Here is a 25,019-nt window from a genome sequence, read left to right on the forward strand (position 1 = left end):
AGGTAAAAGTCAGTAACTACACAAAAGTGTGGGGGTAGCATGGTGAAGTGTTCACCAATATATTAGGACCCGATAAGTCGACTGTGACGATAGCCCTCTCCACTCACGGGTTCTCAAAATGGGGTACACAAGGCGTGCTTGGCAAATCGAACTCAATGACTCCCAAGGAGTGAAATCCCAATTAGCGAAAGTCGATTTTCAGATATATGGAATACCCTTAACAAGCTCGTCAGATACCATATATCCCGCGCTGGCTGCTTTCGCACACTTGTGGGCGTAGTAGACCGGAAGTGGTAGGCGTGTACTTCGATTGACGCTCCCGACATGGGCCTCACTTAGCCAGTACATCTGTTCGAGGAGCGTCTCCATTTCCGTCTCTCCGTACCGGCGGCGAATGCGGAGTGGTTGGGGCGTTCCAAGTCCGTCACCATCATCGAATTCGGGCTTCCCTGTTGTCACCAACAACGCGTTCGGTGAGTTACGCGAAGTGAATCCGAGTCCTTTCTCTGTGATTTTGAACTTTGATCCGTTGTACTCGGCGATACGCGGTGCGCCCGTCTTGGTTACTTCGACGAGGTCCAGCTCGCAGTCGAGCCTGGACAGCGACTCAACGAGGTCATCAATATCAACGAAAAATCGTCCATCACGGAGGATGGAAAGCTTGTGCGGCGTGCGGTTGTATTGCCGAACAAACGCACGGAAGACATTCTTAATGATGCGGATAAGGCTATCGAGCGTGAACTTCTCACCCTGTTGAGGCGTGATTGCTTGCGACGCAAATACCGTCCCTGTCTCTGCGAAGATACCTGTCGCACTCGCTCCAAGATGCTGTCCAGTCTTCGGGTCAACCGTCACGTCAAGGCCGATGAGGACCTCGGAATTTCCGGGCATCTCCGCGATACTCCACGGGACACCCCCTGCTTTTGCGATGAGACCTACGGCCACATTTCCAGCGATGAAGCGGGTGTTTTGGAGACTGGTATCTTGTACCATCTGCGTCGGGACGTGCTTCGGTGCGAGTGCTTGTTTGAATTCAGGATAGGGATCGTCTACTCCTGCATCCAAGTCTTGCGGGCGTGGGACAACAACTAACCCGATGTCCGATTCTGCGAGCGATTCGGTGGAGTTGATGTATGAGAATTCATCCCCGAGTGGATAGGTTTCTCGCGAGGCGAGCTCGGTCGGGACTCCGAACGACTCCAGTTTATTGAGGACAGTTGTGATAAACGAGGATGCGACATCCTCTGAGACGGTCTCGGGGTAGCGGAAGTCGAGATTGAACTCGTCTGGGGACTGGTACGCCCCGTACCGTTTCAATCCAGTCTTTCCAAGATAATGACACTTTCCACCAGCGAATTTTAGATTATTTTCTTCCCGGTTGACTCGATAGGAGGTATACGGTTCAGTCGTGAACTGGGGATCCACGGTCAGTCCGAGGACAGGTGACTGTCCAATGTCGCTGATAAAGTCTTGTGCGACCGTGAACCGCTCATTGGGCAGCATCTTCACGTCGTCGAAGTATTTTCGGAAGAACCCTGGGTGCGTCTCCTTGAGCTGATCGTTTTGCGGGAGGGGACGCAGGAACTCCTTGGCTTGGACAGCTGGACCGCTCCCGTAATCGACCTCAACGAGTTGCGGGTCTTCATCAACTAATCCATCGATGATGAACTTGTCGGCAGCGTTATTCTGTCGATGGTATTCGGCGAGTGTCTCGTATGGCAGGTCGTCAATGGAGGACGTATAAGTCGCCTTAGTCCCCCCAAGGACGGTACATGTCGAGTGGTAGTTATATAGACGCGGATGATGCTCCACACGTAGTCCTTCGATATCGTATCCCTCTTCTTCGAACGTTGTAAGCGGCTTCCGACACTTTGCATCGTACCCAACTGACAGCCCCAAGATAACTGCTCCATCCGGCGTGATGTTGACTCGGATACCGTAATCGCGGTAGGCAGCGTATAGCCCATCGTCGCTGACATGGGCTGCCTCTGGAGAGACTATTTGATCGATACGTTGAACCGTATACCCCGCCTGTTCGCACGCCGACTTGAGGTCTGACTGAACAAGACGTTTCAGTTGAGGGCGGTCCTCATATTCGGACGCATGGAGCGTGACAGCATCGACGAGCGACAGGACCACATCAGTTCCGCCCGTCGTCACTCGCTCGGATGAGAGCCGACCTGTCGAGAAGACTTTCAGGTCACCATGCGGAACAACGAGTGCTGACTCCCGAGCAGTAAGTGCGCCTGCAGCACGGCTCGTCAATCGTTCGATATCACCGTCAAATTTGCCCTCGACACTAACTTCGTACACGGCTCCATCGACGGACGTAAGCGAATCTTGCGTCGAGACTTGGAGGAGACAGACACCTTCGTCTATCGACAGTTTTGTTTCCGTCTGTCTGGTATTCCTCGTCGCATCAGTTGGTGGTTCTGTCCGCTCAACCCGCATGACAGGTGAGGGATTCAACTGTCTCTGATTGTTCCACACATTCCCTGTCGTGTTCGTGAACGCATACCACTGCCCCTCCTCCCACGACTGGTCTGCTATCCTGCTATTGTGGAAGACCGTCAACAGTATTGAGTTTCCCTCAATATCGGAAACCGTTACTCGACGAGCGATGGAGTCGTGGCCAGTGAATTCCTCGACGTCTTCGACTCGAACCGTGATATCTATCTCCTCGCCATGTGAGATATCGTCGCGAGTATTCATATAATGGACAGTATGGATAATTAGTATAAAATTGAATGGTTTAAACTTGGTACATGACTATCTCACTATTGCACCGAGATAGCGTAATCCCCGGAAGGAATTGCATAGGAAGACATCAGCCGATATTGGTCAACATCCGAGGATCGTGAAATTGTGCAAAATCTAATTAGTTATCGCATAGTGGGATTATGTAGATGGACCCCCTCGTTCTCGACATCGAGACTGCCAGCCTGTTTGAAGAACCTCCCGCGAATAGTAACGACCGGAGATACTACGAGTGGCTCTCTGTTGCCGTCGCATACGTCGGTGGCGACCATATTGAGCCGGAGACATCGGTGATGTTCCGACAGGGTGGGTGGAGTGAAGAGTACACGGCTGACCTTTTAGATTACCTCGTTGACGGTGTCGTCGCTGGAATCGAAGGAACCCAGACGAATCAGGAGCTAGCGCAACTCCTCTACGACTACGGCATCAGTGATATCCTCGACCTCTATCAGCTCTACCGGTCTCTCGGCGACGAAGACTACCATTACCCCATCAGTGAGATAGACCGATGAGTGGTCTCGACGAACTGGCACCAGAAGATGCAGCGATCGTCGAGCACGTGATGGACGCTCACGGCTACGACTCGCTGAAAAAGACTCAGCAACTCGCTTTCGAGGACGGCATTCTCCAACCGAGGAACCACCTCCTCGTCGCCGAGACTGGCAACGGTAAAACACTCTGCGCCGAAGCGGTCACGAGGAGACAACTGGACCACGGCGGCCGAGTGGCCTATCTTGTTCCCTCCCGGCAGCTCGTTAGAGCCAAGCGAGAAGCAATCAAGGAGTGGGCGGGCGACAAATATCGAGTCTCTTCGGGTCCTCAGTCGTATCGAACTGCCGACGTCGTCGTGGCAACGTTCGACTCATTCTACCGCGCCATCCTCCAGAACCGCGGCAATGCGCGATCTCTCGACCTTGCCGTCCTTGACGACTTCCACGAGATATACGGAGGCTTCCGCGGCGGTGACATCGAGAAGTCCATCGCTGCGGCGATGTACGAGGGAATCGAGATATTCGCAATGAGCGCGACTCTCGGAAACCCCGAGGAACTCGCTAACTGGATGGACGCAGACCTCACTGTCAGCCCGGAGGGGCGGCAGATACCGATTCGAGAATTCACCGAGACCTTCGGCCACCGCGACAAAGCAGAGGCGATAGTGGACCTCCTCAGGCGTGAGCGCGACAAAGGTCCGTTCCTCGTCTTCAATTACGCGAAGCCTTGGACACAGTCGAGAGCGAAGGCAGTAGCCGACACGCGACTCTTCGCAGACCTTTCCGACCGTGACTTTCACCGAGAACTCCGAAACAAGGTAGACGGAGAGATGACCGACACCTTAGAGGACTTAGCTCGGATGCTCTCCCGTGGCGTCGCGTTCCATCACGCCGACCTCCCTAACGAGATTAAAAACTGGATCGAAGATCTCTACGCCGACGGAGAACTGGGTTGTCTCTTTGCGACGACGACCATCGCCTACGGATTCGACGCACCAGTCCAGACGGTGGTGGTCGCAGACATCACCCGAGGCCCGAACTATGTTGGCGTCTACGAGTACGTGCAGTGGATCGGGCGGGCTGCCCGTCCCGGATATGGGTACGAGGAGGGGTACGCCTACACGCTCACCAACGAATCCGAAGAGACCGAGGAACTCTTCTTCGAGCCGTATCGGGAGTTGGAAGACGTTCAGACACACATCGAGAGCAAGGCGGCTTTCCAATGGCTCCTTTTGGAACTCATCGTGACCGGATGGGACACGCCTCACGAGATCGAGGCGTTTGTGAAGGAGATGCTCTACTGGGAGCAGATGGAGCAGTTGGGCTCTTGGGGACGGACCCGTGGGAGTCGAGACGAACGCCTAAACGAACGACTCCGTACGACTGCAAATTGGTTGGAGGAGTTCGATTTCGTCGACGAAAAAGACACTGCCCGACAGTTCGACCCGACACCACTTGGAGAAGGGTCGGTAGCGTTCGCCTTCAACTCGTTCGTGAGCGCACCGCTGAGGAGTCTCTGCGTCTTTTACGACTGGCTCGAAGAGACTCCACACGAGGACGTCACGCAGTTGCTTCTTATCGAGAGGGTGGCTCGTCAGTTCGATAAGACGGCAAACGCTCAAGCGTCAGAAGTGAAGAGCGAACTATCCGGGTTGCTTCAAGAGCACGACCTCCCTGTCGACGACGCTGGAATCACCGCTGGAGTCGTCTATTGGTACTGGATGCAAAACTTCGACAATACCCAAATAGAGACCAGAACCGGCATTGACCCAACGTATCTACCGAGCACGACCCGGAAGCTTTCCGACGCGATCGATGCGACAAAGTACTTGATGGAGGCGTCGCCAAAGGCCCGAAAGCCGAACTGGTTCGACACGTTGGTCTTCCGAGTCGATCGCGGCGTCCGCCGCGAAGAGGTGCCTCTTGTCGAGAACATTCGAGGACTCGGTCGTTATCGCGTGAGACGCCTCCGGCGATACGTTGAAGCCGACAACGTGCTTGACTTCGGTGCTCTCGAAGGCGATAGCTTATGGGCCCGATTGCAGTCATTCCTGAATCACATCGGTGATAGTGGCCAGTTTGAGGACATACTCAAGGGTAACATCAAGGGCATCGGCCCAGCCACAGCCAACCGGATACGGACGTTCGTCGAACAAGGAGAAATCGACGATCATTACAAGCAGTCCGCGGAAGATATCGGACCTCGTCAGACATCCGAAGAAATCCCAGAAGACGAGGGCTTCAGTCGCGCGACTCGCTTGGATGACTTCTAAATTAGCAAGTTAGCAAGGAAGTATTTAGTAGGGCTATTATTTAATCAAAGTATTGATTTGGGAGTTCGGATCAAAGGTCACCATGACACCAGCTTCTAAGAACCACTCGACTCAGAAGACACCAACGCGTCCACAATTCGAACTCTACGCTGACTCTATCACCAACTACAGCACCATTCTCGAACCGCTTATTTATTGGAGAAACAGAACTATACGGACGTGAGTGACTTCGCCTACACGACGGTCAAGCTATCTCCGAGGAGCTCGGTCACTGGCGGTACGGACTCCCAGGTTTGCGTTGTCTGAATCGCAGCGTGGTTGTGATCCAATCGATTACGCTTGTCTATCTCCCAACGGTCTCGCAAGTAGTTTCACTGGGTGAGTATGATCACACATACGAGTATGTTGCTGCGGGCGCGGCTCATGAGACTGTAGCACTCGAACACCGTTGCTTCTGATTGGGTGATGTGTGTATCAAAACCGAATCCGCCAATACCGGAACAAGCTGGGCAGTCGACATCTAGGAAGACTACCTATCACGGTTTGACTCATCAACGACCACACACCGATGACCGGACGTCACCCCTCCCACCAGTCGCTGTCCGCGTGTGCACCATCCTCACGCAGCGGTGGCGGAAGATCTGACCGCTCATCCGCAACGGTTAGCATCCCAAGCCAGTAGCCCACGTGGTAAGCAACGCGGTCAGACTCGATGTCTTTGAGAACGATTGTGGCCGCCGAATAGTACTCGAGCGCATTATCGCCATCGGGATCGTACCCGACGCTCGTTGCTGTGGACCCCTCATCACTGACGGAGTCCCTGTATGAAACGACTATCGTCGCATTACTGCGGTTGTCTACAACGCTAAACGAGAGGTTCGAGGGAATCCCCTCGGGAGCAGATTCATAATATCGCAATGCGTGACCGACCTGCTCACGGTATTCATCTTGCTCCACATCGGTGACGTTCGAGTCGTCGACGAAGACAGTGAAGTTCGATGTCTTCCAGGGGTAGTCTCGATCGACCGCATCCGGTTGCGGCAGTGTGTGGTGGAATCCAGAAGCGGTCATGAACGACGGCGTGGATGCGTGTTCAAGGCCAAGCGTGTGACCGAGTTCGTGTTTAAGCGTCAGGACCGTACTGTTGTTCGTGTAGCCAGCCTCAATTTGCACTGGTGTCGAGAGAGCGGCCTCCTCATCGGCCTTAATGATTGGTGCACAGCCAACTGTGTCGACCGTATAGGTCGGGCCGCAATCGTCAATCTGTTCAACGAACTGAATCTCGATATCGGGTTGTTGTCGATTAGGAACGAGTCGATAGTCGATTGGATACTGCCCGTACTGGTCGCTGTTGGCTTCCCAGTACTGGAGTGCCTGCGCAACAAGTGGCGTGATGTTTCGGTTCGGAGCCGCAGTCTGGTTGATCCCGACTACAACAATCTCCTGTCCCCACGGGTTAGCCACTGCTTGCTCCGACGTTGCTGTCGGGGTTGCGGTTGGTGCTTGAGTGGGAGATGCAGTCGCACTCTCGGAGCTGGACGGTGTCGTTCCAAGCGCGTCGCTTGAGGTTGTGATGGCTGCCCCATCCGCTGGTGTTTCACTTGGGACTGATCCGACACACCCTGCCGAGAGAACGAAGACGACGACAAACAGGGTAGCCAATCTTTGCATACATGGAAGTTCAAATTATCCAATCATTAATCTTATCAAACATATTCGTGCCATCTCCTTCATAGACTGCCGAATCTTCCGCTGTGATGAGATACTCAAATAAATGAGGCGAGACCGTGTCGCCGCAACCGGTCTCGAGCTGCGACCGCACGAAGAGGATGTGAACGTCGACGAGGGTAGAAGTGTGCAAGCAAGAGCTCACACGTAACGAAGGGTGTCCCTCTTATCGAGAATCACCATCTCGTCGGCACTGATCGACTTCAAATTGCGACATAGTGCCTTGCGCCAGAGAGGCATCCCATCCGACAAACACATAAAAAGAATAATTTATATAATACAGAAATATCTGAAATGCTGAACATGGATCGAACAATCGCAACAGTATCGATCGCACTCCTACTCCTCATGGCGGGTTGCACAGGGGGCGGAAGTCCGACAGCTAATAATTCGCAGACACAGACTGCCACCACAGCGGTAGCAACCACCCAGACAACCGACGAACCGACCGCGACTGAAACCGCTCCGGGAACGCCAGAAATGCACACGACTGAGGCCGCCTTCCAGACAGGGAATCAGTCAGCGTCACTCTCCAAGGCCATTGACGGAGACTCGTTCGTACTCTACTACGGCGAACAGCACGCTAAGGCTCGGGTTGAACTCGCTGACGTGACCGTTCCTCCATGGAACGAGAGTGACATTGACCCAGCGACGTATCACTACGACGAAGCAGCAAACGACGAAGAACTCAGTGAACAGCGTCTGTCACTCAAGAGAGTTGCAGGCAACGCGATTCGAGCGGCCCGAGGGGAATTGTCGGGGCCATCCGGCGATGAAATCACGGTCGTTCACACAGGCGAAACGACCAGCGAAGGCGTCCCGCTCGTCTACATCTACTTTGATTGGGACGGACGCTGGACGATGTACAACGAGTACGTCGCTGGGTCAGGATTCGGCGTCCTCACCACTCCCGACTCGCCCTATGCCGAGCAAATTTCGAGTGCACAGGAGTGGGCGAAGGAAAACGACGAGGGACTCTGGGAGAATAACGAAACCGACGAGTAGACTCGGGACAAGGACGATCTGATTTGCCACCGCTCAGAAAGCGCTGAAGTCGCCTGGTTCGAGATAGTCGTCACTTAGACAAACTCATCATCCAAAACATTATTCTATATCAGAAGAACATCGGCCCATGCCGAAACTTCTCGATGACCTCTCTGGCTACGATTTTGAGGAACTCATGGTCGACGTCTTCCGAAAGCTGGGCTATGAGAACCCCCGTGTTCACAAACAGGGGGCCGATGAAGGCCGTGACATCGTCATGGAGGAGGTCATCGATGGACAACGACGTGCGGTTATCGTCGAGTGCAAACACCGCCAAAGCGTCAGCAGACCAGTCGTCCAAAAGCTCCATAGTGCCGTCACCACATACGACTACGACGGCCCGAAACGAGGAATCGTCGCGACCACGGGGAGATTCACCCAACCAGCTCGTGAGTACGCTGAGAAAGTCGGTGCCAACTCCACTGAATCAGCAATCGAACTCATCGATGGGACGGACTTGCGACGAATCGGTGACCAAGTTGGGCTCGATCTCTACAACGGCCGAATCGAAGTACTCTGTGACAAAACGCTCCGCCCGTACGATCCAATCGCAGGCTTGGACAAGCCCTTGCGTGAGGCATTGTCGCCCGTCAAGAACCTTCCAGTAGGGAATCTGACTGCCTCACAGCGAGCGGTCGAGTTTCTTCCCATGTTGGATATTGTGACGACTGTGGAGGCGACGTTCGAGACGTCTGTCGGGGAGATCCACCGCGTGAACGACACGAGCCGATTCATCATTCGGGCGGATAGACAAGGCCCCTCGATGCCCGCACAGCCCTACCAAGACCTCGTTAGCACACACATTCGGGAGGCGATGCAGTTCGACGAGTCGACGTTCAACTTCGACTTCGACACGATTGACGTCACTCGGTTCGAGCGAACGGAGACCGAGTACAACGAGTGGATCGTCGACCGCGTTCGAGATGCCCACACGACGACGGTGCACTACACAGGGAACAACAACGTCGATTACTCGAAAGAGTGCCGCCCGAAAAAGAGCGATGTTCAGATTCAATCGATTACGCCTGTGTATCTCCCAAAGGTCTCGCAAGTAGTCTCGCTGGGTGAGTATGATCACACATACGAGTATGCTGCTGCGGGGGCGGCTCGCGAGACTGCCACGAACCCAGTTCGGTGTGTCCACTGCACCGAAGAAGCTACAAAGCACACTTACACCTATTGTGCGAACTGTGGGTCGATTAACTGCCCAACACATACGAAGACCGAGCGTCTAGAGGGAGAGCCAATTTGTACTGGCTGTGCCGTCACAGAGTCGTTCATGTGGTCGACGAAGTACTTCTACGATGAGTCGAACCGTGAAACGTTCAAAGCGGAATACGATGAGATGCCCGTGCATCGAAAACTCGGAGAGAATCCCGCAGTAGCTGCTGGACTCGTCATGACGGCACTCTTGCTTGCCACCGGGATGGGGCTCTTCATTGTCTAATCTCACCCTTCATGGTGGGGATCCAGAGGGTTACTCTGCTATCGTCATACGGCACATAGAGTAGAATAACCTGACACATCGTGCCGTAGGACGTATCGAGATGAAAATGGGGGGGGGGTATACAGGTCACCAGGTTATCCAAACCACGAGTGCAGCGATGGCGACGAGTCCCCCGACGACGAGTCGAGTAACCCGTAGTCGACGTGTCATCGACTCGTGGTCCCCGCCCACATCGATGACGAACATCTCGATGGCTCCGAGAAAGACGCTCTTCAAGAGATCCAATAGGAGACTCATTGGGTGTGTGCTGTAGAATTATCAACTGCTATGGGTTAGCGGTTCGTGACACCGAGTGCACCCAAACGTCGAAGACGAGGGCCAACGGGCGAGAAGCTTCTAACTCGCATCACTCGCCGACGCCTCGCACCCAGTGTGCATCACAACACGTATCACTCCCACCGCACGACTCACCAGCAACCCACTGATGGCGTCGTCGCTCACTACTCGGCTCGAGGCGCTTGAAGCACGCTCGCCGCAACACTACAGCACCCTCCAACGGCACCTCCCACTCCTCCAGACAGCACTTGACGACGCCACCCGCCCCTACCCAACGGGCCGCCAACTGTACGCCCATCTCGAGGACCCACCCATTCCGGCACGGACCTTCGGCCGCCTGCTCGCCTTGCTGGTCGATCTCGAGATTATCGACATCTATGCCGAGCGTTCGAGCGCCAATCGCTACGACATTCGTGCCTACGATGCGGCTGACCTTGAGGAACTCAAGACACTGCTTGGATAGTCACGTCCTGGAGCACGCTCGCACTCTGAATCATCGTCCCAAATACCGAGTACTTCCACAGGAATTCCGACGACATTCGCAACTACAAGCCAACAGTGCTCGAAGAACTCACACCACATCTCTCCTCACACGGGTCTCCGACACCGGGTGCAACGAGAAACAGAACAGTCGATGACACAGGTGGACGCAAGTCAACTCTGAAGTGGACAAACAGTATCCAAGAAGAGAGTATCAAAATAGGACTGCTAAATTTACAGGCAAAATAGGCCGATTGTTATAAGTGTCTGTAGGAATACCGGACCCTGGGGAGCTCACCAACACATCAGAGGCACTCATCCCTTCCCAGCCGACACCCAAACAGCTCGTGTCGCTGCGGCGTCTCGTTGGTGGTACGCACGTGACTGTCGAATTGTGCTGACCCAGCTCCCCGAGACGTCGCTCGGGTACGCTGTCTCACCACGGCGAGACAGACTTCCCAACGCAACTCACGCCGACAGTTGTGAGTCCGATGCGGCACCCCTCGATGAGTTCGATGACGAGCACGCACCCACAGTGATCACAGTCGCCGCTGGGGTTCCACCAGCGGCAACTGGGATCCGGCACCGCAAGACACTGGATAGGCAAAACGCCTGCCCCAGAGTGTGTGGCATTCCGGTGTGACCCATGTCTCACATGGGCAGATGCTGAATACGTGATCCACTAATATAGAATTAATTACGTGAAGTTGTACGGTATCGCTGGGCGAGACGATATCGGTAGTGGAATCACATGTGCTGCCAGCTGGCGTCGTGCCGTCGCTTGATGCAGAGAGCGACAGTCACGGCGATTCAGCGGCGTCCGCACGCTCGAACTCCGGGTTCCACACGACTTCCCACAGATGCCCATCCGGATCTTGGAAGTGGCCAGAATAGCCACCCCAGGCACGGTCTCGCGCCGGGTCGGTGATCGTTGCGCCGGCGGTTGCTGCGTGCTGAAGGACAGCATCGACAGCAGCTTTCGACGCAACATTGTGCCCAAGGGTAAATTCTGCAGCGCTTGCGGACGTCCCATCGACGTTCGCAGTAGCTGCAAGCTGCTGCTTCGGATACAGCGCCAGCTGCAGACCGTGGTGTAAATCGATGAAGGCGACGTCGCCTCCCTCGAATTCAGTGCCGACGATGCCCTCGGTTGGCCAGCCCAACCCATCGCGATAGAAGCGAAGTGACGTTTCGAGGTCGGTGACACCGAGTGTGATAACCGTGATGTAGGGGTCCATTCTGTTTCACCGCGTCACTAGTCAACGCGTGCTGCAGCAATAGACCTACACGACCATCGTGAGCGTCACTGTGGTCGTCTGGGGGCTTGCCATACAACCCGCAGAAGCCACTCGTCGTCAGTGCTCTGCTCGCGCTTTGACAAGAGCCCAGAAACCATCGCTGTACACCACCCACAGCCGTCGCGAAGCCAGGGCAACATGATTTGACGGGTGGAGAGTGACTATAGACAGTTAGTAGTTCAACTTCACCATACATATAGAATTTATCCATATTATTTGATTATATAATACAGAAATGTACAAATGCGCAGGAGACAATCTCTACAGAGAGGCAATTGGAATGAACGGAATGTTTGAGCTGACGGGGTTCCAGCGTGATCTGCTCGTGGTGGCAAGTGGCCTCGAGAACCCGTCGGGACAGCACATCAAAAACCAGATCGAAGATGAGTGGGGGACCGAAGTGAAAGACGGGCGTCTATATCCGAATCTCGACACCCTCATTGAGCGTGGCCTCCTCGAGAAAGGCCAGCTGGACCGCCGGACAAACTATTACCAAGTCACGGAAAACGGGTCGGTGACCATCCAAGAGTACGTGGAGTGGGTGCAATCGCAATCGAGAGCGCAACCGACCTAACACTCGTTTAGAAGTGCGGTGAGAAGCAGATGCTCGCACCCAGGCTCGCTTCTGCACACCCAGCTACTCCTCTGGCGGACAGAGCATATGCGGCGTGCGGCGATGGACGGGCTGTGCAAGAAAGGCACGAATGCGCTTGCGGTCGTCGTCTGTGATACCTTCGACAGCGGCTGTTGAATCATCGTGTGTGACCATTGGTTGTTTCCTGCCATGTCCCATCTACAAACAAGACAATAAATAATCGCGAATTTTCTGAGATATATGATGCTCCTAAATCGTAGTCCGACTTCGCGAGTAGTCTCAACTACTGCTGGCCAGCACGGTACGGTGCCCGCATCGTCGTACAGGATCGACCACTGAACGTTCCAAGAGGCACCTGTGCAGGATGAGGATGGGAAGGGGGAGGGGGTGCCTCTGAACGTGCGACGTCTCACATCCGAGCAGCGGATGGGGTCGCACGCACTGCTTTCGAGTCGCCCTATAACACAGCGTCGATATTTTTGTTCAGCAGAAATTCTTAGTTAGACCAGTATCCAGACCGCTGGTAGCAACCTGTCCCCACACGGAATACCCGTCGGAGGGTTTATTCCTGCAACACAAACACGTCCGAAACGATGACGTTGGGGAACATCATTTACCTCGAGGAACATGGCCCAGTCCCGGTCGCTGAACTGCCTCACGAGATCACCACATCCCAACGTGCCGAAGGACTCAGTTGCTTAACCCTGTATGCCGGTCGTGGACCAGCCGAGCGAGTCGGTGGCCGCCTCTCGCCTATCGCGTATCTCGACGCCGAACACGAGCCTGTGGCAGTCGTCCGCGCACTGATCGAAGCGAATCCGAAGCTCACAGAACACAAGTCTCGCCGTGGGCTCCGACGGGTGCTCGGAAACCAAGGCCAGCAGTGGGGCGAGGCTGCTACCAGTGTCCTTGATGAGTACTATGAATCAACCGCTCATCACCCCGACCACCAGGAGGCCGCCGAAACACGTGATTGTCCGTTCTGTGGAGAAACGGTGACGAAGGGTGGGCTGCCCGATCATCTCACTGGCTGTCCAGGTACGTAGGCGGTATTTTACAGAAGGTCGCACGACACAGCGTCTCACATTCGAACGGGGGCGAGACACATCTAAGATGGTGTGTTTACAGACTCACCGAGGAGTGTCGTTTCCCACTGCCGTCGGTCAACCAACTGTTGGTGACTGAGCGTCGTCAGCTGATAGAAGTTCGTTCGCTGGTCACGCTGCCCCTTTTCGACGTACCCACCCTCAACGAGAACATCCAAGTTCGGGTACAGTCGTCCAGGATTGATTTCCGCACTGAAATCACGCTCGAATCGGTCTTTAATCGCTTGTCCCGAGGGCTTCTCTAGTCCACTGATGACGTACAGGAGGTCGCGTTGGAATCCAGTGAGCTCGATCAACATGTCAAGTCAATATATCCTCATCCCTGATAAGAGTTATTGGGATATTTATGTTTAAAGAAATATTACACTAATAGAATGCATTATTTGAAATTATATACAGGAGTGATGTGAACGAGTGGGTTGGTTCATTCCGTACAAAATCGGCAAGTGCACCGAGGTAGCCAGTTGGAGTCGCTCCGCTCCCACCGTGATCCGAAACGGTTCGAGTTGGGAGACAAGTCCAACACGAACGGGGAATGAGAGTGAATACAGCAGCTCCCGTATGGACGATTCACGGAGTTCCTCGCTCCCCCGTCAGTACTCGTTCGAGACACTGAGCACCCGCAGAAGGCCACTACGTCTATTTAGAGGGGGAGTGTTCAGTCGACCAGTGACACAGAGGGACAGAACCCATGCCACGAAACGAACTCCAGTCTCACGTTGAGGCGCTTCGAGACTGTGCGCCCCGCCGGATTCGGCTCCTCGAGGAATATTACCCCGAATTCAAAACAGCGCTCGACAGGACGACGCGGTCCTATCCGACGAGCAGTCAACTCTACGCAGAACTCGAAGACCCAGCCATCTCCGCACACACGTTCGGACGGGTGCTTCCCCTGCTGGTCGAGTGTGCCATTATCGACACCTACACTGAACGAAGTAATTCCACCCGCTACGATCTGAACGAAGTAATTTCCACCCCGCTACGATCTCCGTGAGTACGACCCACAGCAACTCGAAGCATTGGGAGACGTCCTTACGAAAACCCACGAGTAGCTCTGCGTCTCTCTCATCGACGATCCTGAAACCTCATTGATTATTCCCTAGATTTATGCACGAATAGAATAAAGCAATGAGTGGCGTCGCAAGACGCGCACTGTCATCCAACCATCGGAGAAGTCGTCTGACAGGTATCCATGAACCCCACGACCGACGCTTTTCTCGTCGGTCGTTGGTCTCTCGAAGAGCCTTGGCTCGATGTCTCACAAGCGCTCGCTGTAACCCACAACGACTGTTCTCCGGGGGTATCTACTTATGCATGTGATGACATACCACACATATGTCTGTGCGGCAAGATAATCTCGACCGTGTTCACGCCGGGAACCCAACATCACTCAGCCAGCATGTATCCGACGTCGTCGAGCGGATTCCAGACGATCATTACCGCGAACTCACAGACGTTCACCCGCTCCAGGCAAACCACAACCTCGGCACCGTGCTTGCCGAGTGCGCTCCATTTGCCGACTGGACCGGGCGCACCGATGCCGTCTACGTCCTCGAGGGTACGAACAGCTCCGGGGCAGACCACGCTGCCCGAGCCCAGCTCGGGCTCCAGCACTCGGTTACGTGGCCGCGAGAAGCGAGCACCGCAGAGCGGCGACTCTACGTCGGTATCTCAAATCGGGTTGCCATCAGCATCTGGCAGCACGTCGCCGGCGTCGGCGCAGACTTCTGTGCGATCTTCCCACCAGCTCGGATTCTGGATCTCTCCTTCTACGATCGTCTCTCTGAGGCTCGGCGTGCAGCGGAACTGACCGTCGAGATGGTACGCGAGCGATTCCCTGAAGACTACGTGACCCAACCTGAATAACAAGGCTGGAAACGCGACCGCTGTGACAAGACCGGTTCCCGATAGACCTCTGCTAGAGTTTGGGGTCGAAAGTCCGGAAACAACAGTAGAGAGATGGTCTCAGCCAGACTGCGACTGCAGCCACAACAACTCACCCATCGACAAGCTCTTCGAGAAGTCTGGTCTCCGAATAGTGTTGCAGTGGATAGTGGCTGTCGAGCTCACGCTCGATGACGAACGTGGAGTTCGTCCGAGCAACCTGTTCGAGTGCTTCAAATTCAGAGATTAACCGGCCAACGCTATCGCTATTCGGAAGGCGAGCAAGTGCGATGAAGTCCGTCCCGCCCATGGTGAAAAACACCTTAGTGACGCCTTCGACATCGGCGATGACCTGTCCACACTCCGTGTGGTCTTGATCGTCCTTGGTGAACACCTCGACGAGAATTGTCACCCCTAACCCGAGTTTGTCGAGGTCTACGTCTAAGCGGTCGTTGGTGATTACCCCTGCCTCTCGGAGATTGTTCAGCCGATAATGAACTGTCGAGATAGGAATCCCAGTCGCGTCGCTCACGGCTTCCGTACTCGTTGTCTCTAACTCTTCGAGTGACTTCAGTATTCGAATGTCTTTCTCGTCCATAGAGGGTTGTCTATGGCTATTTATTGTAGCCACTTCGAATTATAGGCTGTACTTCGGTGCCTCTCCGAATCGAATTCAACTTTCGTGAAATCTCATCGAGGGATTTCCGTGGTCGCCTCTTTCTTGCTCAGTCGCGAGACATCGTCGTGTAGATCGATATGCTTGCGATGCTTCGAGAACGCCTCCAGGTGCCCGCTGGACTCGCCGTCGTTGCCCTTGGCTTTCTATGGGGTGCCGGCTTCCCAGCAATCGATATTGTCGTCTCCTCCCTACCGCCGTTAGGCGCTGCCGGTGTCCGATATGCTGTCTCTGGCTGTATCATCCTTGGCTATGCAGCCGCGACAACAGAGCGATTGGTGCCACGGACACGACGAGAGTTGCTCGGAATTGCCATTGTCGGCGGGTTCATGTTCGGCGGCTATCAAGCCGGACTGTACTTGGGTACACAATACGTGTCAGGGGCCGTAGCGTCGGTCGTCACAACGATGTCACCCATCGTTGCTGCACTCATCGCTGTCCCCATCCTCGGAGAATCACGGGGACGAGTCGATGTGTGTGGGTTCGGTCTCGGACTCGCTGGAGTAGTGGTTCTCGCACAGCCTGCACCGGGGAGTGACTCAGTGGCAGCAACAGCCATCGGAGTCGGGCTCGTGTTTCTCGGAGCTGTGCTCTTCGCACTTGGCTCTGTGACAGTCCAACTGTTTGACGAAGGGCTTCCAGTTGAATCTCTCCAAGGCTGGGCGATGGTAGTGGGCGCGGGGATTCTCTTTGTTGGTGGCTTCGTACGCGGGGAAACCGTTCCCGCAGTCCACTCACTCTCGATGGAGGTCATCGGAGCGCTGGCATACATCACACTGGTTGCCGGCGCGGGTGGCTACCTGCTGTTCTTTCGATTGGTACGACACGTCGGAGCAACGGAGACGACGCTCGTGGCATATCTCGAGCCACTTTCGGCGACACTTGTCTCAGTGGCGCTCTTCGATCACACGATTGCGAGTGCGACCATTGTCGGATTTCTCGCAATCGCAGGGGGATTTACGCTCGTCAGTCGGGATACAATGCGGCGAACAATCGACGAGATTCGGACGTCGGAAACGGTGTCTTCTGCATACCACTCTCGAGAGCGATGAACGACGTCACTACCTTGGAGCGCTATAAGACGAACGAACCAGCAGTTGGGCTCACCTGAGAGAGTTGAAGTTCACGACACCATATGCAAATCCGTTGAATAAATCGGATCTCAGTCAGTCAAAGTCCGTTTGATTGAGCACATAGACCTAGATGATGCTCGTCTCGAATTCACAGAACACCGAGCGTGCCCTGCCAGGAAAGCTGTATGACCCGCTGTCAACTCTCCGGTCGCTATCAGTTGGATTGCTTCTCAAGGAACGTCTCGACAAGTTCCCCATCAGGGTTGTATTCAATCCCCGACTCAAGGTTCAGCAGCACTTTGCACGCGAGAATGTAGGCCTCTTCGGTCGAGATTCCATACATCTTGCCTAGCTCTTTCATACTCCCGTGAACCCCCTCCGGAATATCTGCATTCGGTCGTGTCATTGAATGACTCTCAGTGGGAACACTCAAGCTAAAAGCATTGGCACATCGCAAACTCACAACGAAGCCCCACATCCGAGATTTTGGCCGATAGCAGGAGAAACGTCGGAAATGAGGTGGGTGCCCCGAAACGTACAGTTGAGACCGGGCTTGAGATGCAGACTGAGATTGACAACAGACATTGGGTGCTCATCCGTCTCGATTGACTGAGCCACCTTGAGAAATCACCATCTCCTCGACGAACTGCGCGTACTCATCGACGACCCACTCACCACGTCCAGTGAGTGTGTATTCCTTGTATCGCTTGTCCGTGTCTTTCGTTTGCTTGTTAACCAATCCCGCATCGACCAACCGATCGAGGCTTGGATAGAGTCGGCCATGGTTGATTGGTTCGGGATAGAGTGTCTCAAGCGCCGATTGTAAGACGGCACCGTCTGTGGCCTCAAAGCGATAGATCAGACACAACAGATACGTCTGAAACGCCGTCAGGTCTGTTGGGAGATTGTAGTCATCGAAATCGACCGTGCCCTCCGTCCCAGACCCTGTCCCCGCATTCGAATTCGAATCTGTCATGCCCTATTCTTCCAATATCGGTCCTAATAATTCCACCTACAACTCTTGACAGAGAAACAATAGTGTGACGAATCCCCGAGACGTCTGTGTCCACGCGCTTGAGTAGTCACTGTCAGCGACGTACCTTCACCGTCCGAGAGCCAGCCAAGACGTTAGATTCCTCCACTACGTGCACCCAGGAGAGGACAATACGAAGCCTTACTAGAGTACCCGCACTCTCCAGATATCTTCCTTAGCTATCTGACCCACTGACACTAATCACACATCATATATCATAATGTATCAATAATCCTCACTAAAGCTTTTACTGCTTGAAATCGTGGAATTTTATATGCGCCTGAGACACCGCGTGTCACGACTGCTGGTCACAGTCGTCACGCTCAGCGCCACCGCCGGCGTTGCCGCCGCCCAGCAAAGTGAAATCAACAGCTCGCTTACCCAGATCGAGGAGTTCGTTGCCACCACCTTGGGACAGCTCGGCGTCATCGTATTCCTTGTCGGGGCAGCCCTCTGGTTCGTCTCCCGTCGAAGTGCCGACCGTGCCCAGTGGGGCTGGCGCGCCATGTGGGGTGGTGCGGGGATGATCGTGCTGTCGGTCAGCTATGGTGTGTTTGTTGGCCTCTTCGAGAATCTCGCCCCCGGTGTGCTGATTCCCGGGCTGCCGCTGCTATCCTGAAACGGCAGTGACAGTCACGCCAGCCGTACCGCACGCTTCCCACCCACACGCTGTCCCTACATGCCCAGCCGCCTGCTCGTGACGGTCCTACTCGTCTGTTTGCTCGCCGTGCCCGTCGGCACTGCTGTGACGACGTCCCAGCCGAGCGCCCCCGACAGTGCTGTTCGAGCCTTCGTCGCCGACGACCCAGACCCTGAGCAGGGTGCGATACCGCCGTTCGTGCTTTCGGGGCTGGCTGATGCAATTGCAATGGAGAACCTCTCCGTCCGTGAGGCCAGTCGGATACGCGATTTTACCTACAACACGACGACGCCACAGTACCGCGTCGGCGACGACCAACAGACGCTTCGTGAGTATCGGCTCGCACAACTGGAGCCGATCGAGCGAAATCGCTCGACGAGTCTCTGGGTGGCTGACTCCGAGCGCTCGAACGGTACAGTCGTCAAAGACGCCCACGTGACGATTCTCGGCTCCGAGTCGGGCGTCGCGAGTCGCTTCAACGCAACACGATCCGGAGCAAACGACAGCCGTCTACAGTACATCCCCCGGAATGGGACCGTCTTCACACAGCTCGATTACGCGACAGTGCTACCTGAACAGACGTGTACCGTCGCTGGCGAGACGAAGACCTGCCTCAGCTACCGCCTGCTCGACCAGCGTGTCAATCGCACTCTGCGCATCGGTAGTCAAGAGTGGCGCGCTACCGAGGACCCACCGCGGCAGCTCTCCTATAGTGGAGCCAGCGCAACCGCCCCCACGACGATGCAGGTCGAGGCGACGATCGAGACCACTGTCGCCGTCCAAACGAAAATTTACACTCGCGACGGTGGTGAGTGGACGGTGGCGAATACGAGTCTGAGCGAGCCAACCGTGTTCTCAGAGACCGTCAAAGACAGCGCTCGCGTGGTCGTGACGACAAATCAACCGCTGACGGTCACCCAGACGGTTGTCGAATCCGAAACTGGCGACGACCGACTCATCCTGCAGTTCGACGGCCCACAGTCGATGGCTGACCGCCGACTGTGGAGCACTGCTCAGTTCGAGGGAAGCAACACGCGGTTGCGGAACGTCTGGGGCGTCTACTCACAGCGACAGTATCAGAACGCGACACGAGGCTCGCAGCGACTCGTCGATGCGAACATCACAGTGGATGAAGACGGTGCGAGGGCGTCGCTGTCGCAGTCGGTCACGACGGCGGATACCGAGACCGTTGGGTTCCCGAACGTCCTTGAGCTCCAACTGCTTGCCCAGAGTCCCTCACCTACGATCCAGCGCGGTCCGAACACTGGTGTCCTCGCCGCTCCCGAGATTACCTCGATAAACGGGTTCACACTCACACAGCAGCCAGCCCCACTCGACAAGCGAGTCAATCTCACTTCGGTGCCAGCGCGAGGAACACAGACCGTCGTCATCACGAACGCCGACGAACCGATCACCGGCCTCCGCGATATCCACGGGGACCCAATCCCGATCGAGACACAGCGAACACGCGAGCACCAGACGAATCTCTCGACGACGAAACTCAACGACACGCATGCCCGCGTTCAATTGACCGACACCAAAACCGGGCAACCCCTTGCTGACCAACCGCTGTGGCTCAGTGGGGCTGCCGAGCCGACCGTCCGAACAAATGCACATGGGAGCGCTATTATTGAGCGACGGGATCTGTATGTGACGACCCGGTTCCGCGGGACAACGGCTGCCTCGACGGGCGTCTATTATAGTGCCACTCAGACACAACTCGCCTTTAGCCCCGATCCCTTCGATATCTACCAGCTGCTCGTGAGCCTTGCTGGGGCGCTTGTCTCGATTGCGGCGTTTCTCGTCTTCTATCTCCCCATCGCGTACATGCGAGGAGGAACCAGTTAGGAATCGTGAATAAACTATTTGATTGTCGACTGTAGAGATTAACACACCAAGTCGCTTAAAATAAGACAGAGCTTCCGATACGATGACCTTCCCGAGACCTCAACTCCCCGTCGACGTCGCCACTGACCGACTGAGCCACAGCACGATCGAATTCATCCACGTCGCCGCCAGAGTGGTGCCGCTGGATAGTGTAACACTGCTCGCTGCCGGCTATACCGAGTGGGTTGCGAACATGTTCATCTACGCCACAACCGGCATCCTGGGCTTCATAGGAACGCTAGTCGCTGATGGTATCCACACCTTCATCATCTTCGACAGTCCCTACTCGGATCCGGCGTTGCAGTCGGCATTCGCTCATAACTTAGACATCTTTCCGCAGCTGTTGGTGGTGATGGTCATGGCTGGGGTTGCCACCAAGCCCTTCGCAGATCAAGAAGAAGTGACGAACTTCATGCTTGCGTGGAAAGCACTGAAGGTCATCATCTTCGTCGCCGTCGGTCGCCAGCTCATGCATTTCGGGCTGTTGTTGACGAACGCGATCATCGGACATATCTTCACCGCCGACTACGGGACGTCGTTCGGTCCTGAGATTCTCCAATCGAGTCTCGAGGGGGCGGCTGCCTCAAGTGCCGGGGTCGTCCTTGGGGCGTTCATCCTGAGTCTGGTGTCTATCGCTGGTATCATCCTTGCACTCGGGGTCTTTGTCCTCCGAGAGTTCCTCTTCAACGCGACGTTCATCCTCTTACCCGTGCTTGGGGCAATGTTGTTCTTGGACTTCGGGCCGCTTCGCTCGAGTGCTGAACTCGCCAAGACCGCACTGCGGGTAACCACGTACATGCTGCTGGTCGGGGTCGTGATGGCTGGACTCTTACAGACCGGCGCCGCTGCGGCCGGTGCGTACGCCGACCTTGGTGGGCAAGCGGCCGCCCAGTCACAGCAAGCCGCCAGTGACCCAGCCTTCGGAGAAGTCCTCGAAGCGTATCTCTTCTGGCTGATTGGTCTCGTTGCACCGGCACTCGCCGGTATCAAGGCTGCCGCGATGTCCGGGCTATCTCCACGGAAGATCTCTGGGCGTGACGGCGGAAAGAGTCGGAGTTCGGGATCGTCGTCAAGACGGTCTGGGGAGAAGTCGACACGGACCGCGCTGATGGAGCAGGCGAAGTATGGAACATCCCGTTTCGACAACCGAGCAACTGGGGGAAGAGGAAGCGCTATTGTCAACAAGGCAGAATCCACTGCGGGCCAAGCAAAAGGTGCCGTCGGCCGCGCCGCCACAACTTTTATCTCAGAAAACAGAGTTGAAGACGCGAAAAAAGGTGGGCAGGCGTTCAAGAAAGGGGGAAAGCGCGCAGCTGAGGACGTAAAAGCGGGAACTGATTATGCAACGAGAAGCCTTCACCAATCACCAATTGATTGGGCCGAAGCGGGACTTGAGCGTTATCGAGAGAAACCAATTGTTGATACGAGTGGTGGAGAAGATCAACCAAAGACAGAGCTGAACGAGTCAGCTGACGGTTCCGACAATAAGGACCAGCCTCAATGATACTCAGCGTGAGTGAATATGGACAGGCCGACATATAGGCAGTGAAAAGCTATGGACGGCCAAGAACACACTACGTCCGACAGAGTTCAAAGAAGTAGACGCATCTTCTGGTCAGGTATCGTACTATCTGTATCGACAATATTATCTACTATCTGCTACATTGTAGCACCAATAGTCGTGGTCATCGCGGCAATTGAATTAGGGTCATCATTTGGCGTAATAGTCCCTGGAATTCTCAGCGTAGTTGCTGTACCCCTTTTCCCGCTAGCTATTGCGATTACCACATTGACAACAGTGGATTTGGTATTTGGAGAAGATCACGAAGAGATCGACCGGGGGTGGAGCTACGGGGTGATTATCGGAGCGGGGATATTGACTGTAGTTTGGTTTATCCCTTTGTGGGAACACGTTTGGCCGGTTCTCGCAGAGACTCTGCAGCCAATACGAGTTTCGGCTTTGTTTGACAAGCCTTGGTTGATGGGTCTCACATGGCTTCTCTATATTCCGATGATGATCTATACCAACCTTGGTGCTGTAGTCGGTGGCAATTCTAGTCCGTCAAAATCGCGTGAAAAACAAACAAATCAGTTAGATGTGCCGACCCCATCTAATCAGTCGAGCGAGTTTGAAGAGAGCAACACGGACGACAATAAGAGATCGACACCGAAGACCGAAGAGTTCGCCTACCACTGGAAACCAGCCCCAGATACCCGCTTCACCGACATCGGGGGGATGGACAACCTCAAAACCGATATCGAACGCTCAGTCTTGCGCCCACTCACCCGCATCGACGACGCCTACAAGCGATTCAACATCTCCCCACCGAACGGTATCCTCCTCCATGGCCCGCCCGGTACCGGGAAAACTCATTTTGCACGCGCCATCGCTGGTGAGCTCGGGCACCCGTATCTCGAGCTCAGCGCCGGCGACATCAAATCACGGTGGATCAACGAATCCACAGAGAAGGTCAACCAACTCTTCGACGAAGCCTCACAGTTCGACCGCTGTGTCATCTTCATCGACGAGATCGATGCGCTGCTGGCTGGGCGTGACAGTGACCTCCATCGCGAGCACGCCCAGGTCGTCAACGAATTCCTGGCGCACTTGGATGACGAGGACCCGAACTTCCTGGTGATTGCGGCCACGAACCGCGTGGACTTGCTGGATGAGGCCGCCACCCGTCGCGGCCGGTTCGATCAGCAGTACGAAGTCGGCCTCCCGGATGAAGCTGCACGCGAGGCGATCTTCCGAGTGCGACTGCGCGAGCTCCCGGCCGACCTTGACGACGAGGACTACGCAACACTCGCTACCCAGACTGAGGGCCACTCTGCCGCCGATATCGTCGGCATCATCGAGGATGCCGCAATGGACGCTGCAGAGCGTGATGCGCAGGTACTCACGCGGGAGGACCTTCTCGCTCGTGTAGAACCCAACCGGTGAGCGACGTTGAGAAACGCCCGACACCACCAGAAACGCTCTGCTTCCAACCCGAGCGTTGATGAACGTGTATACCCAAGTATACAGCAGTACATGAGTAAATCAGTCCGCATCTCTGAAGAGTTCCACGAGTTCGTCACGGCACACAAGCGTGACGACGAAACAATGGAAGAAACCCTCCGGCGACTCATCGGTGGGCCACATCCTGATGACGTCGCCGGGATCCTGTCTTCGGAAACAGCGGAAGCCATGCGGGACCGTCTCGACCGAAAGCGAGAGACGGACGTCGACGAGAAAGAGGACCTTCGAGAGCGATTCACGTGATTTTAGACACGTCATTCTTGATCGACCTCTTTGCTGGCCACCAGGGTGCCTTCGAGAAGGGCCTTGAGATTTCAGAGACACATACCATTCAGCGGGTTCCATCTCCAGTGATTATGGAACTGTCCTACGGTGTCGCGTTCGGGACCGAAGAGGAACACAGAAAGGTGCAAAACGCACTTCGAATGTATCCTGTCGTCGAACAGGACGAACAAATCGCACAGCGTGCTGGTCAGCTGCTCGCTCAGGCGGACAAAGCCGCTGGTGGTGAAAGCGGTATCGACAAAGTTGATCCCATGATTGCAGCAGTCGCGAATTTATACGATGAACCCGTCCTGACAGCGAATGTCAACGATTTCGATGCACTCGGTGTTGAGGTTGTGACTTACGGAGTCTGATGCAACGCTTGGGAACTGTACTGTCTCGCCTCCTTCGCTACTCTCACTCACCAAGAGCGAGACAGCAATCTTGGAGAGTGTTTCTCGTGGAGGACAAATGCCGCTGCGAAGACCTCAATTTAATCAGATAATTTGATACCTTAGCTACCTTGACCGCAAATTTATGATTCTCAGTCAGGAAAAGTATTAAGTTCTGTTATGGGGTAACAAACCTTAAGATGGAGACCTTTCCGATCGCCGGTCGGATTATTAACACAAAACTCGTGTTCGGTCTCACCGCTCGCGAAGTCGGTGAAGTCCTCCTCATCCCCTTTCTGGCACTTGGGATCGCCCAGAGTCTTGGGTACACTGGGACCGTGTTGCTCGTGGCTGGCGGGACGGGGCTTGTACTCGGGATTTGCATCCTGTTGGTGACCCCCGCTGGCCAGCGCCCGGTCAACTACGCCCGGGCAGCGACTGAGTACTATCTCACCCCGAACACGTCCTACAATCGCCGGACACGACCGGTCGACGAGGAGCCCGTTGTGCAGGACATGGTCGGTGTTCGACAGGCGGGTCTCGATATCGAGACGATCGAAGCTGAACGCGACGCCGACACGGAGTGACTCCCC

At 55.1% G+C, this 25,019-nt stretch carries 23 protein-coding genes; 16 read left to right on the forward strand and 7 right to left on the reverse strand.

Annotated elements, in window-relative coordinates:
* Nucleotides 1-198: 198 nt before the first annotated feature.
* Entirely contained in the window at nucleotides 199-2,712 is a 2,514-nt protein-coding gene (locus EOHIBHHM_RS22365) for a Piwi domain-containing protein (RefSeq protein WP_497258567.1), read from the reverse strand.
* 194 nt (nucleotides 2,713-2,906) lie between these two features.
* On the opposite strand from EOHIBHHM_RS22365, the gene EOHIBHHM_RS22370 reads away from it, so the two are divergent.
* Complete coding sequence (locus EOHIBHHM_RS22370) at nucleotides 2,907-3,269, forward strand: hypothetical protein (RefSeq protein WP_497258569.1); 363 nt, start codon at nucleotides 2,907-2,909, stop codon at nucleotides 3,267-3,269.
* Entirely contained in the window at nucleotides 3,266-5,521 is a 2,256-nt protein-coding gene (locus EOHIBHHM_RS22375) for a DEAD/DEAH box helicase (RefSeq protein ID WP_497258571.1), read from the forward strand. The genes EOHIBHHM_RS22370 and EOHIBHHM_RS22375 overlap by 4 nt, the downstream gene beginning before the upstream one ends.
* A 579-nt stretch (nucleotides 5,522-6,100) precedes the next feature.
* Here the strand turns inward: EOHIBHHM_RS22375 and EOHIBHHM_RS22380 are convergent.
* Nucleotides 6,101-6,985, reverse strand: coding sequence for a matrixin family metalloprotease (locus tag EOHIBHHM_RS22380; protein ID WP_497258573.1), 885 nt, complete (start codon nucleotides 6,983-6,985; stop codon nucleotides 6,101-6,103).
* A gap of 567 nt (nucleotides 6,986-7,552) precedes the next feature.
* On the opposite strand from EOHIBHHM_RS22380, the gene EOHIBHHM_RS22385 reads away from it, so the two are divergent.
* The 3 genes from EOHIBHHM_RS22385 (at nucleotide 7,553) to EOHIBHHM_RS22395 (ending at nucleotide 10,539) form a co-directional block, all read left to right on the forward strand.
* The gene (locus EOHIBHHM_RS22385; RefSeq protein WP_497258575.1) at nucleotides 7,553-8,254 is read left to right on the forward strand and encodes a hypothetical protein; all 702 of its coding nucleotides are present in this window, start codon (nucleotides 7,553-7,555) and stop codon (nucleotides 8,252-8,254) included.
* Nucleotides 8,255-8,381: 127 nt separating this feature from the next.
* Complete coding sequence (locus tag EOHIBHHM_RS22390; protein ID WP_497258577.1) at nucleotides 8,382-9,740, forward strand: restriction endonuclease; 1,359 nt, start codon at nucleotides 8,382-8,384, stop codon at nucleotides 9,738-9,740.
* A 430-nt stretch (nucleotides 9,741-10,170) separates the two neighbouring features.
* Nucleotides 10,171-10,539, forward strand: a complete 369-nt coding sequence (locus tag EOHIBHHM_RS22395) for a hypothetical protein (protein WP_497258579.1) — start codon at nucleotides 10,171-10,173, stop codon at nucleotides 10,537-10,539.
* 817 nt (nucleotides 10,540-11,356) lie between these two features.
* Here EOHIBHHM_RS22395 and EOHIBHHM_RS22400 read toward each other — a convergent pair.
* The gene (locus tag EOHIBHHM_RS22400; protein ID WP_497258581.1) at nucleotides 11,357-11,794 is read right to left on the reverse strand and encodes a VOC family protein; all 438 of its coding nucleotides are present in this window, start codon (nucleotides 11,792-11,794) and stop codon (nucleotides 11,357-11,359) included.
* Nucleotides 11,795-12,143: 349 nt separating this feature from the next.
* Here EOHIBHHM_RS22400 and EOHIBHHM_RS22405 point away from each other — a divergent pair, with 349 nt between their 5' ends.
* Both EOHIBHHM_RS22405 and EOHIBHHM_RS22410 read left to right on the forward strand, forming a co-directional pair.
* The gene (locus tag EOHIBHHM_RS22405) at nucleotides 12,144-12,428 is read left to right on the forward strand and encodes a helix-turn-helix transcriptional regulator (protein WP_497258820.1); all 285 of its coding nucleotides are present in this window, start codon (nucleotides 12,144-12,146) and stop codon (nucleotides 12,426-12,428) included.
* 614 nt (nucleotides 12,429-13,042) lie between these two features.
* Nucleotides 13,043-13,495, forward strand: coding sequence for a hypothetical protein (locus EOHIBHHM_RS22410; protein WP_497258583.1), 453 nt, complete (start codon nucleotides 13,043-13,045; stop codon nucleotides 13,493-13,495).
* A gap of 62 nt (nucleotides 13,496-13,557) precedes the next feature.
* Here EOHIBHHM_RS22410 and EOHIBHHM_RS22415 read toward each other — a convergent pair whose 3' ends face one another.
* Nucleotides 13,558-13,851, reverse strand: coding sequence for a PadR family transcriptional regulator (locus EOHIBHHM_RS22415; RefSeq protein ID WP_497258822.1), 294 nt, complete (start codon nucleotides 13,849-13,851; stop codon nucleotides 13,558-13,560).
* 1,039 nt (nucleotides 13,852-14,890) lie between these two features.
* On the opposite strand from EOHIBHHM_RS22415, the gene EOHIBHHM_RS22420 reads away from it, so the two are divergent.
* Nucleotides 14,891-15,421, forward strand: a complete 531-nt coding sequence (locus EOHIBHHM_RS22420) for a hypothetical protein (protein WP_497258585.1) — start codon at nucleotides 14,891-14,893, stop codon at nucleotides 15,419-15,421.
* Between the two features lie 130 nt (nucleotides 15,422-15,551).
* Here EOHIBHHM_RS22420 and EOHIBHHM_RS22425 read toward each other — a convergent pair whose 3' ends face one another.
* Complete coding sequence (locus EOHIBHHM_RS22425) at nucleotides 15,552-16,037, reverse strand: Lrp/AsnC family transcriptional regulator (protein WP_497258331.1); 486 nt, start codon at nucleotides 16,035-16,037, stop codon at nucleotides 15,552-15,554.
* Nucleotides 16,038-16,195: 158 nt separating this feature from the next.
* Here EOHIBHHM_RS22425 and EOHIBHHM_RS22430 point away from each other — a divergent pair, with 158 nt between their 5' ends.
* Entirely contained in the window at nucleotides 16,196-17,167 is a 972-nt protein-coding gene (locus EOHIBHHM_RS22430; protein ID WP_497258333.1) for a DMT family transporter, read from the forward strand.
* A gap of 235 nt (nucleotides 17,168-17,402) precedes the next feature.
* Here EOHIBHHM_RS22430 and EOHIBHHM_RS22435 read toward each other — a convergent pair whose 3' ends face one another.
* Both EOHIBHHM_RS22435 and EOHIBHHM_RS22440 read right to left on the reverse strand, forming a co-directional pair.
* On the reverse strand, nucleotides 17,403-17,594 hold the full coding sequence (locus EOHIBHHM_RS22435) for a hypothetical protein (RefSeq protein ID WP_497258587.1): 192 nt from the start codon (nucleotides 17,592-17,594) through the stop codon (nucleotides 17,403-17,405).
* 186 nt (nucleotides 17,595-17,780) lie between these two features.
* Nucleotides 17,781-18,164: a helix-turn-helix transcriptional regulator gene (locus EOHIBHHM_RS22440; protein WP_497258589.1), complete on the reverse strand. Its 384-nt coding sequence runs from the start codon at nucleotides 18,162-18,164 to the stop codon at nucleotides 17,781-17,783.
* Nucleotides 18,165-18,495: 331 nt separating this feature from the next.
* Between EOHIBHHM_RS22440 and EOHIBHHM_RS22445 the strand changes: the two genes are divergently transcribed.
* From EOHIBHHM_RS22445 to EOHIBHHM_RS22475, 7 genes are all read left to right on the forward strand, one after another.
* Nucleotides 18,496-18,840, forward strand: coding sequence for a hypothetical protein (locus EOHIBHHM_RS22445; protein WP_497258591.1), 345 nt, complete (start codon nucleotides 18,496-18,498; stop codon nucleotides 18,838-18,840).
* 60 nt (nucleotides 18,841-18,900) lie between these two features.
* Nucleotides 18,901-20,709: a DUF8186 domain-containing protein gene (locus EOHIBHHM_RS22450; protein ID WP_497258593.1), complete on the forward strand. Its 1,809-nt coding sequence runs from the start codon at nucleotides 18,901-18,903 to the stop codon at nucleotides 20,707-20,709.
* Between the two features lie 82 nt (nucleotides 20,710-20,791).
* Complete coding sequence (locus tag EOHIBHHM_RS22455; RefSeq protein ID WP_497258595.1) at nucleotides 20,792-22,252, forward strand: TrbL/VirB6 family protein; 1,461 nt, start codon at nucleotides 20,792-20,794, stop codon at nucleotides 22,250-22,252.
* 177 nt (nucleotides 22,253-22,429) lie between these two features.
* The gene (locus tag EOHIBHHM_RS22460; protein WP_497258597.1) at nucleotides 22,430-23,692 is read left to right on the forward strand and encodes an ATP-binding protein; all 1,263 of its coding nucleotides are present in this window, start codon (nucleotides 22,430-22,432) and stop codon (nucleotides 23,690-23,692) included.
* Nucleotides 23,693-23,782: 90 nt separating this feature from the next.
* A complete protein-coding gene (locus EOHIBHHM_RS22465) occupies nucleotides 23,783-24,013 on the forward strand; it encodes a hypothetical protein (protein WP_497258599.1) in 231 nt (76 codons plus the stop codon).
* The gene (locus tag EOHIBHHM_RS22470) at nucleotides 24,010-24,408 is read left to right on the forward strand and encodes a PIN domain-containing protein (protein WP_497258601.1); all 399 of its coding nucleotides are present in this window, start codon (nucleotides 24,010-24,012) and stop codon (nucleotides 24,406-24,408) included. The genes EOHIBHHM_RS22465 and EOHIBHHM_RS22470 overlap by 4 nt, the downstream gene beginning before the upstream one ends.
* Nucleotides 24,409-24,626: 218 nt before the next feature.
* Nucleotides 24,627-25,013: a hypothetical protein gene (locus EOHIBHHM_RS22475; protein ID WP_497258603.1), complete on the forward strand. Its 387-nt coding sequence runs from the start codon at nucleotides 24,627-24,629 to the stop codon at nucleotides 25,011-25,013.
* Nucleotides 25,014-25,019: the final 6 nt, after the last annotated feature.

It is taken from the genome of Halogranum roseipondis (genome assembly GCF_059695585.1).

Bases quoted from the DNA above. Each gene is read 5' to 3' on its own strand.
- EOHIBHHM_RS22365 (WP_497258567.1), bottom strand. From the start codon at position 2,712: ATGAATACTCGCGACGATATCTCACATGGCGAGGAGATAGATATCACG.
- EOHIBHHM_RS22370 (WP_497258569.1), top strand. From the start codon at position 2,907: ATGGACCCCCTCGTTCTCGACATCGAGACTGCCAGCCTGTTTGAAGAA.
- EOHIBHHM_RS22375 (WP_497258571.1), top strand. From the start codon at position 3,266: ATGAGTGGTCTCGACGAACTGGCACCAGAAGATGCAGCGATCGTCGAG.
- EOHIBHHM_RS22385 (WP_497258575.1), top strand. From the start codon at position 7,553: ATGGATCGAACAATCGCAACAGTATCGATCGCACTCCTACTCCTCATG.
- EOHIBHHM_RS22390 (WP_497258577.1), top strand. From the start codon at position 8,382: ATGCCGAAACTTCTCGATGACCTCTCTGGCTACGATTTTGAGGAACTC.
- EOHIBHHM_RS22400 (WP_497258581.1), bottom strand. From the start codon at position 11,794: ATGGACCCCTACATCACGGTTATCACACTCGGTGTCACCGACCTCGAA.
- EOHIBHHM_RS22405 (WP_497258820.1), top strand. From the start codon at position 12,144: ATGTTTGAGCTGACGGGGTTCCAGCGTGATCTGCTCGTGGTGGCAAGT.
- EOHIBHHM_RS22410 (WP_497258583.1), top strand. From the start codon at position 13,043: ATGACGTTGGGGAACATCATTTACCTCGAGGAACATGGCCCAGTCCCG.
- EOHIBHHM_RS22420 (WP_497258585.1), top strand. From the start codon at position 14,891: ATGTCTGTGCGGCAAGATAATCTCGACCGTGTTCACGCCGGGAACCCA.
- EOHIBHHM_RS22425 (WP_497258331.1), bottom strand. From the start codon at position 16,037: ATGGACGAGAAAGACATTCGAATACTGAAGTCACTCGAAGAGTTAGAG.
- EOHIBHHM_RS22430 (WP_497258333.1), top strand. From the start codon at position 16,196: ATGCTTGCGATGCTTCGAGAACGCCTCCAGGTGCCCGCTGGACTCGCC.
- EOHIBHHM_RS22435 (WP_497258587.1), bottom strand. From the start codon at position 17,594: ATGACACGACCGAATGCAGATATTCCGGAGGGGGTTCACGGGAGTATG.
- EOHIBHHM_RS22440 (WP_497258589.1), bottom strand. From the start codon at position 18,164: ATGACAGATTCGAATTCGAATGCGGGGACAGGGTCTGGGACGGAGGGC.
- EOHIBHHM_RS22445 (WP_497258591.1), top strand. From the start codon at position 18,496: ATGCGCCTGAGACACCGCGTGTCACGACTGCTGGTCACAGTCGTCACG.
- EOHIBHHM_RS22450 (WP_497258593.1), top strand. From the start codon at position 18,901: ATGCCCAGCCGCCTGCTCGTGACGGTCCTACTCGTCTGTTTGCTCGCC.
- EOHIBHHM_RS22455 (WP_497258595.1), top strand. From the start codon at position 20,792: ATGACCTTCCCGAGACCTCAACTCCCCGTCGACGTCGCCACTGACCGA.
- EOHIBHHM_RS22465 (WP_497258599.1), top strand. From the start codon at position 23,783: ATGAGTAAATCAGTCCGCATCTCTGAAGAGTTCCACGAGTTCGTCACG.
- EOHIBHHM_RS22475 (WP_497258603.1), top strand. From the start codon at position 24,627: ATGGAGACCTTTCCGATCGCCGGTCGGATTATTAACACAAAACTCGTG.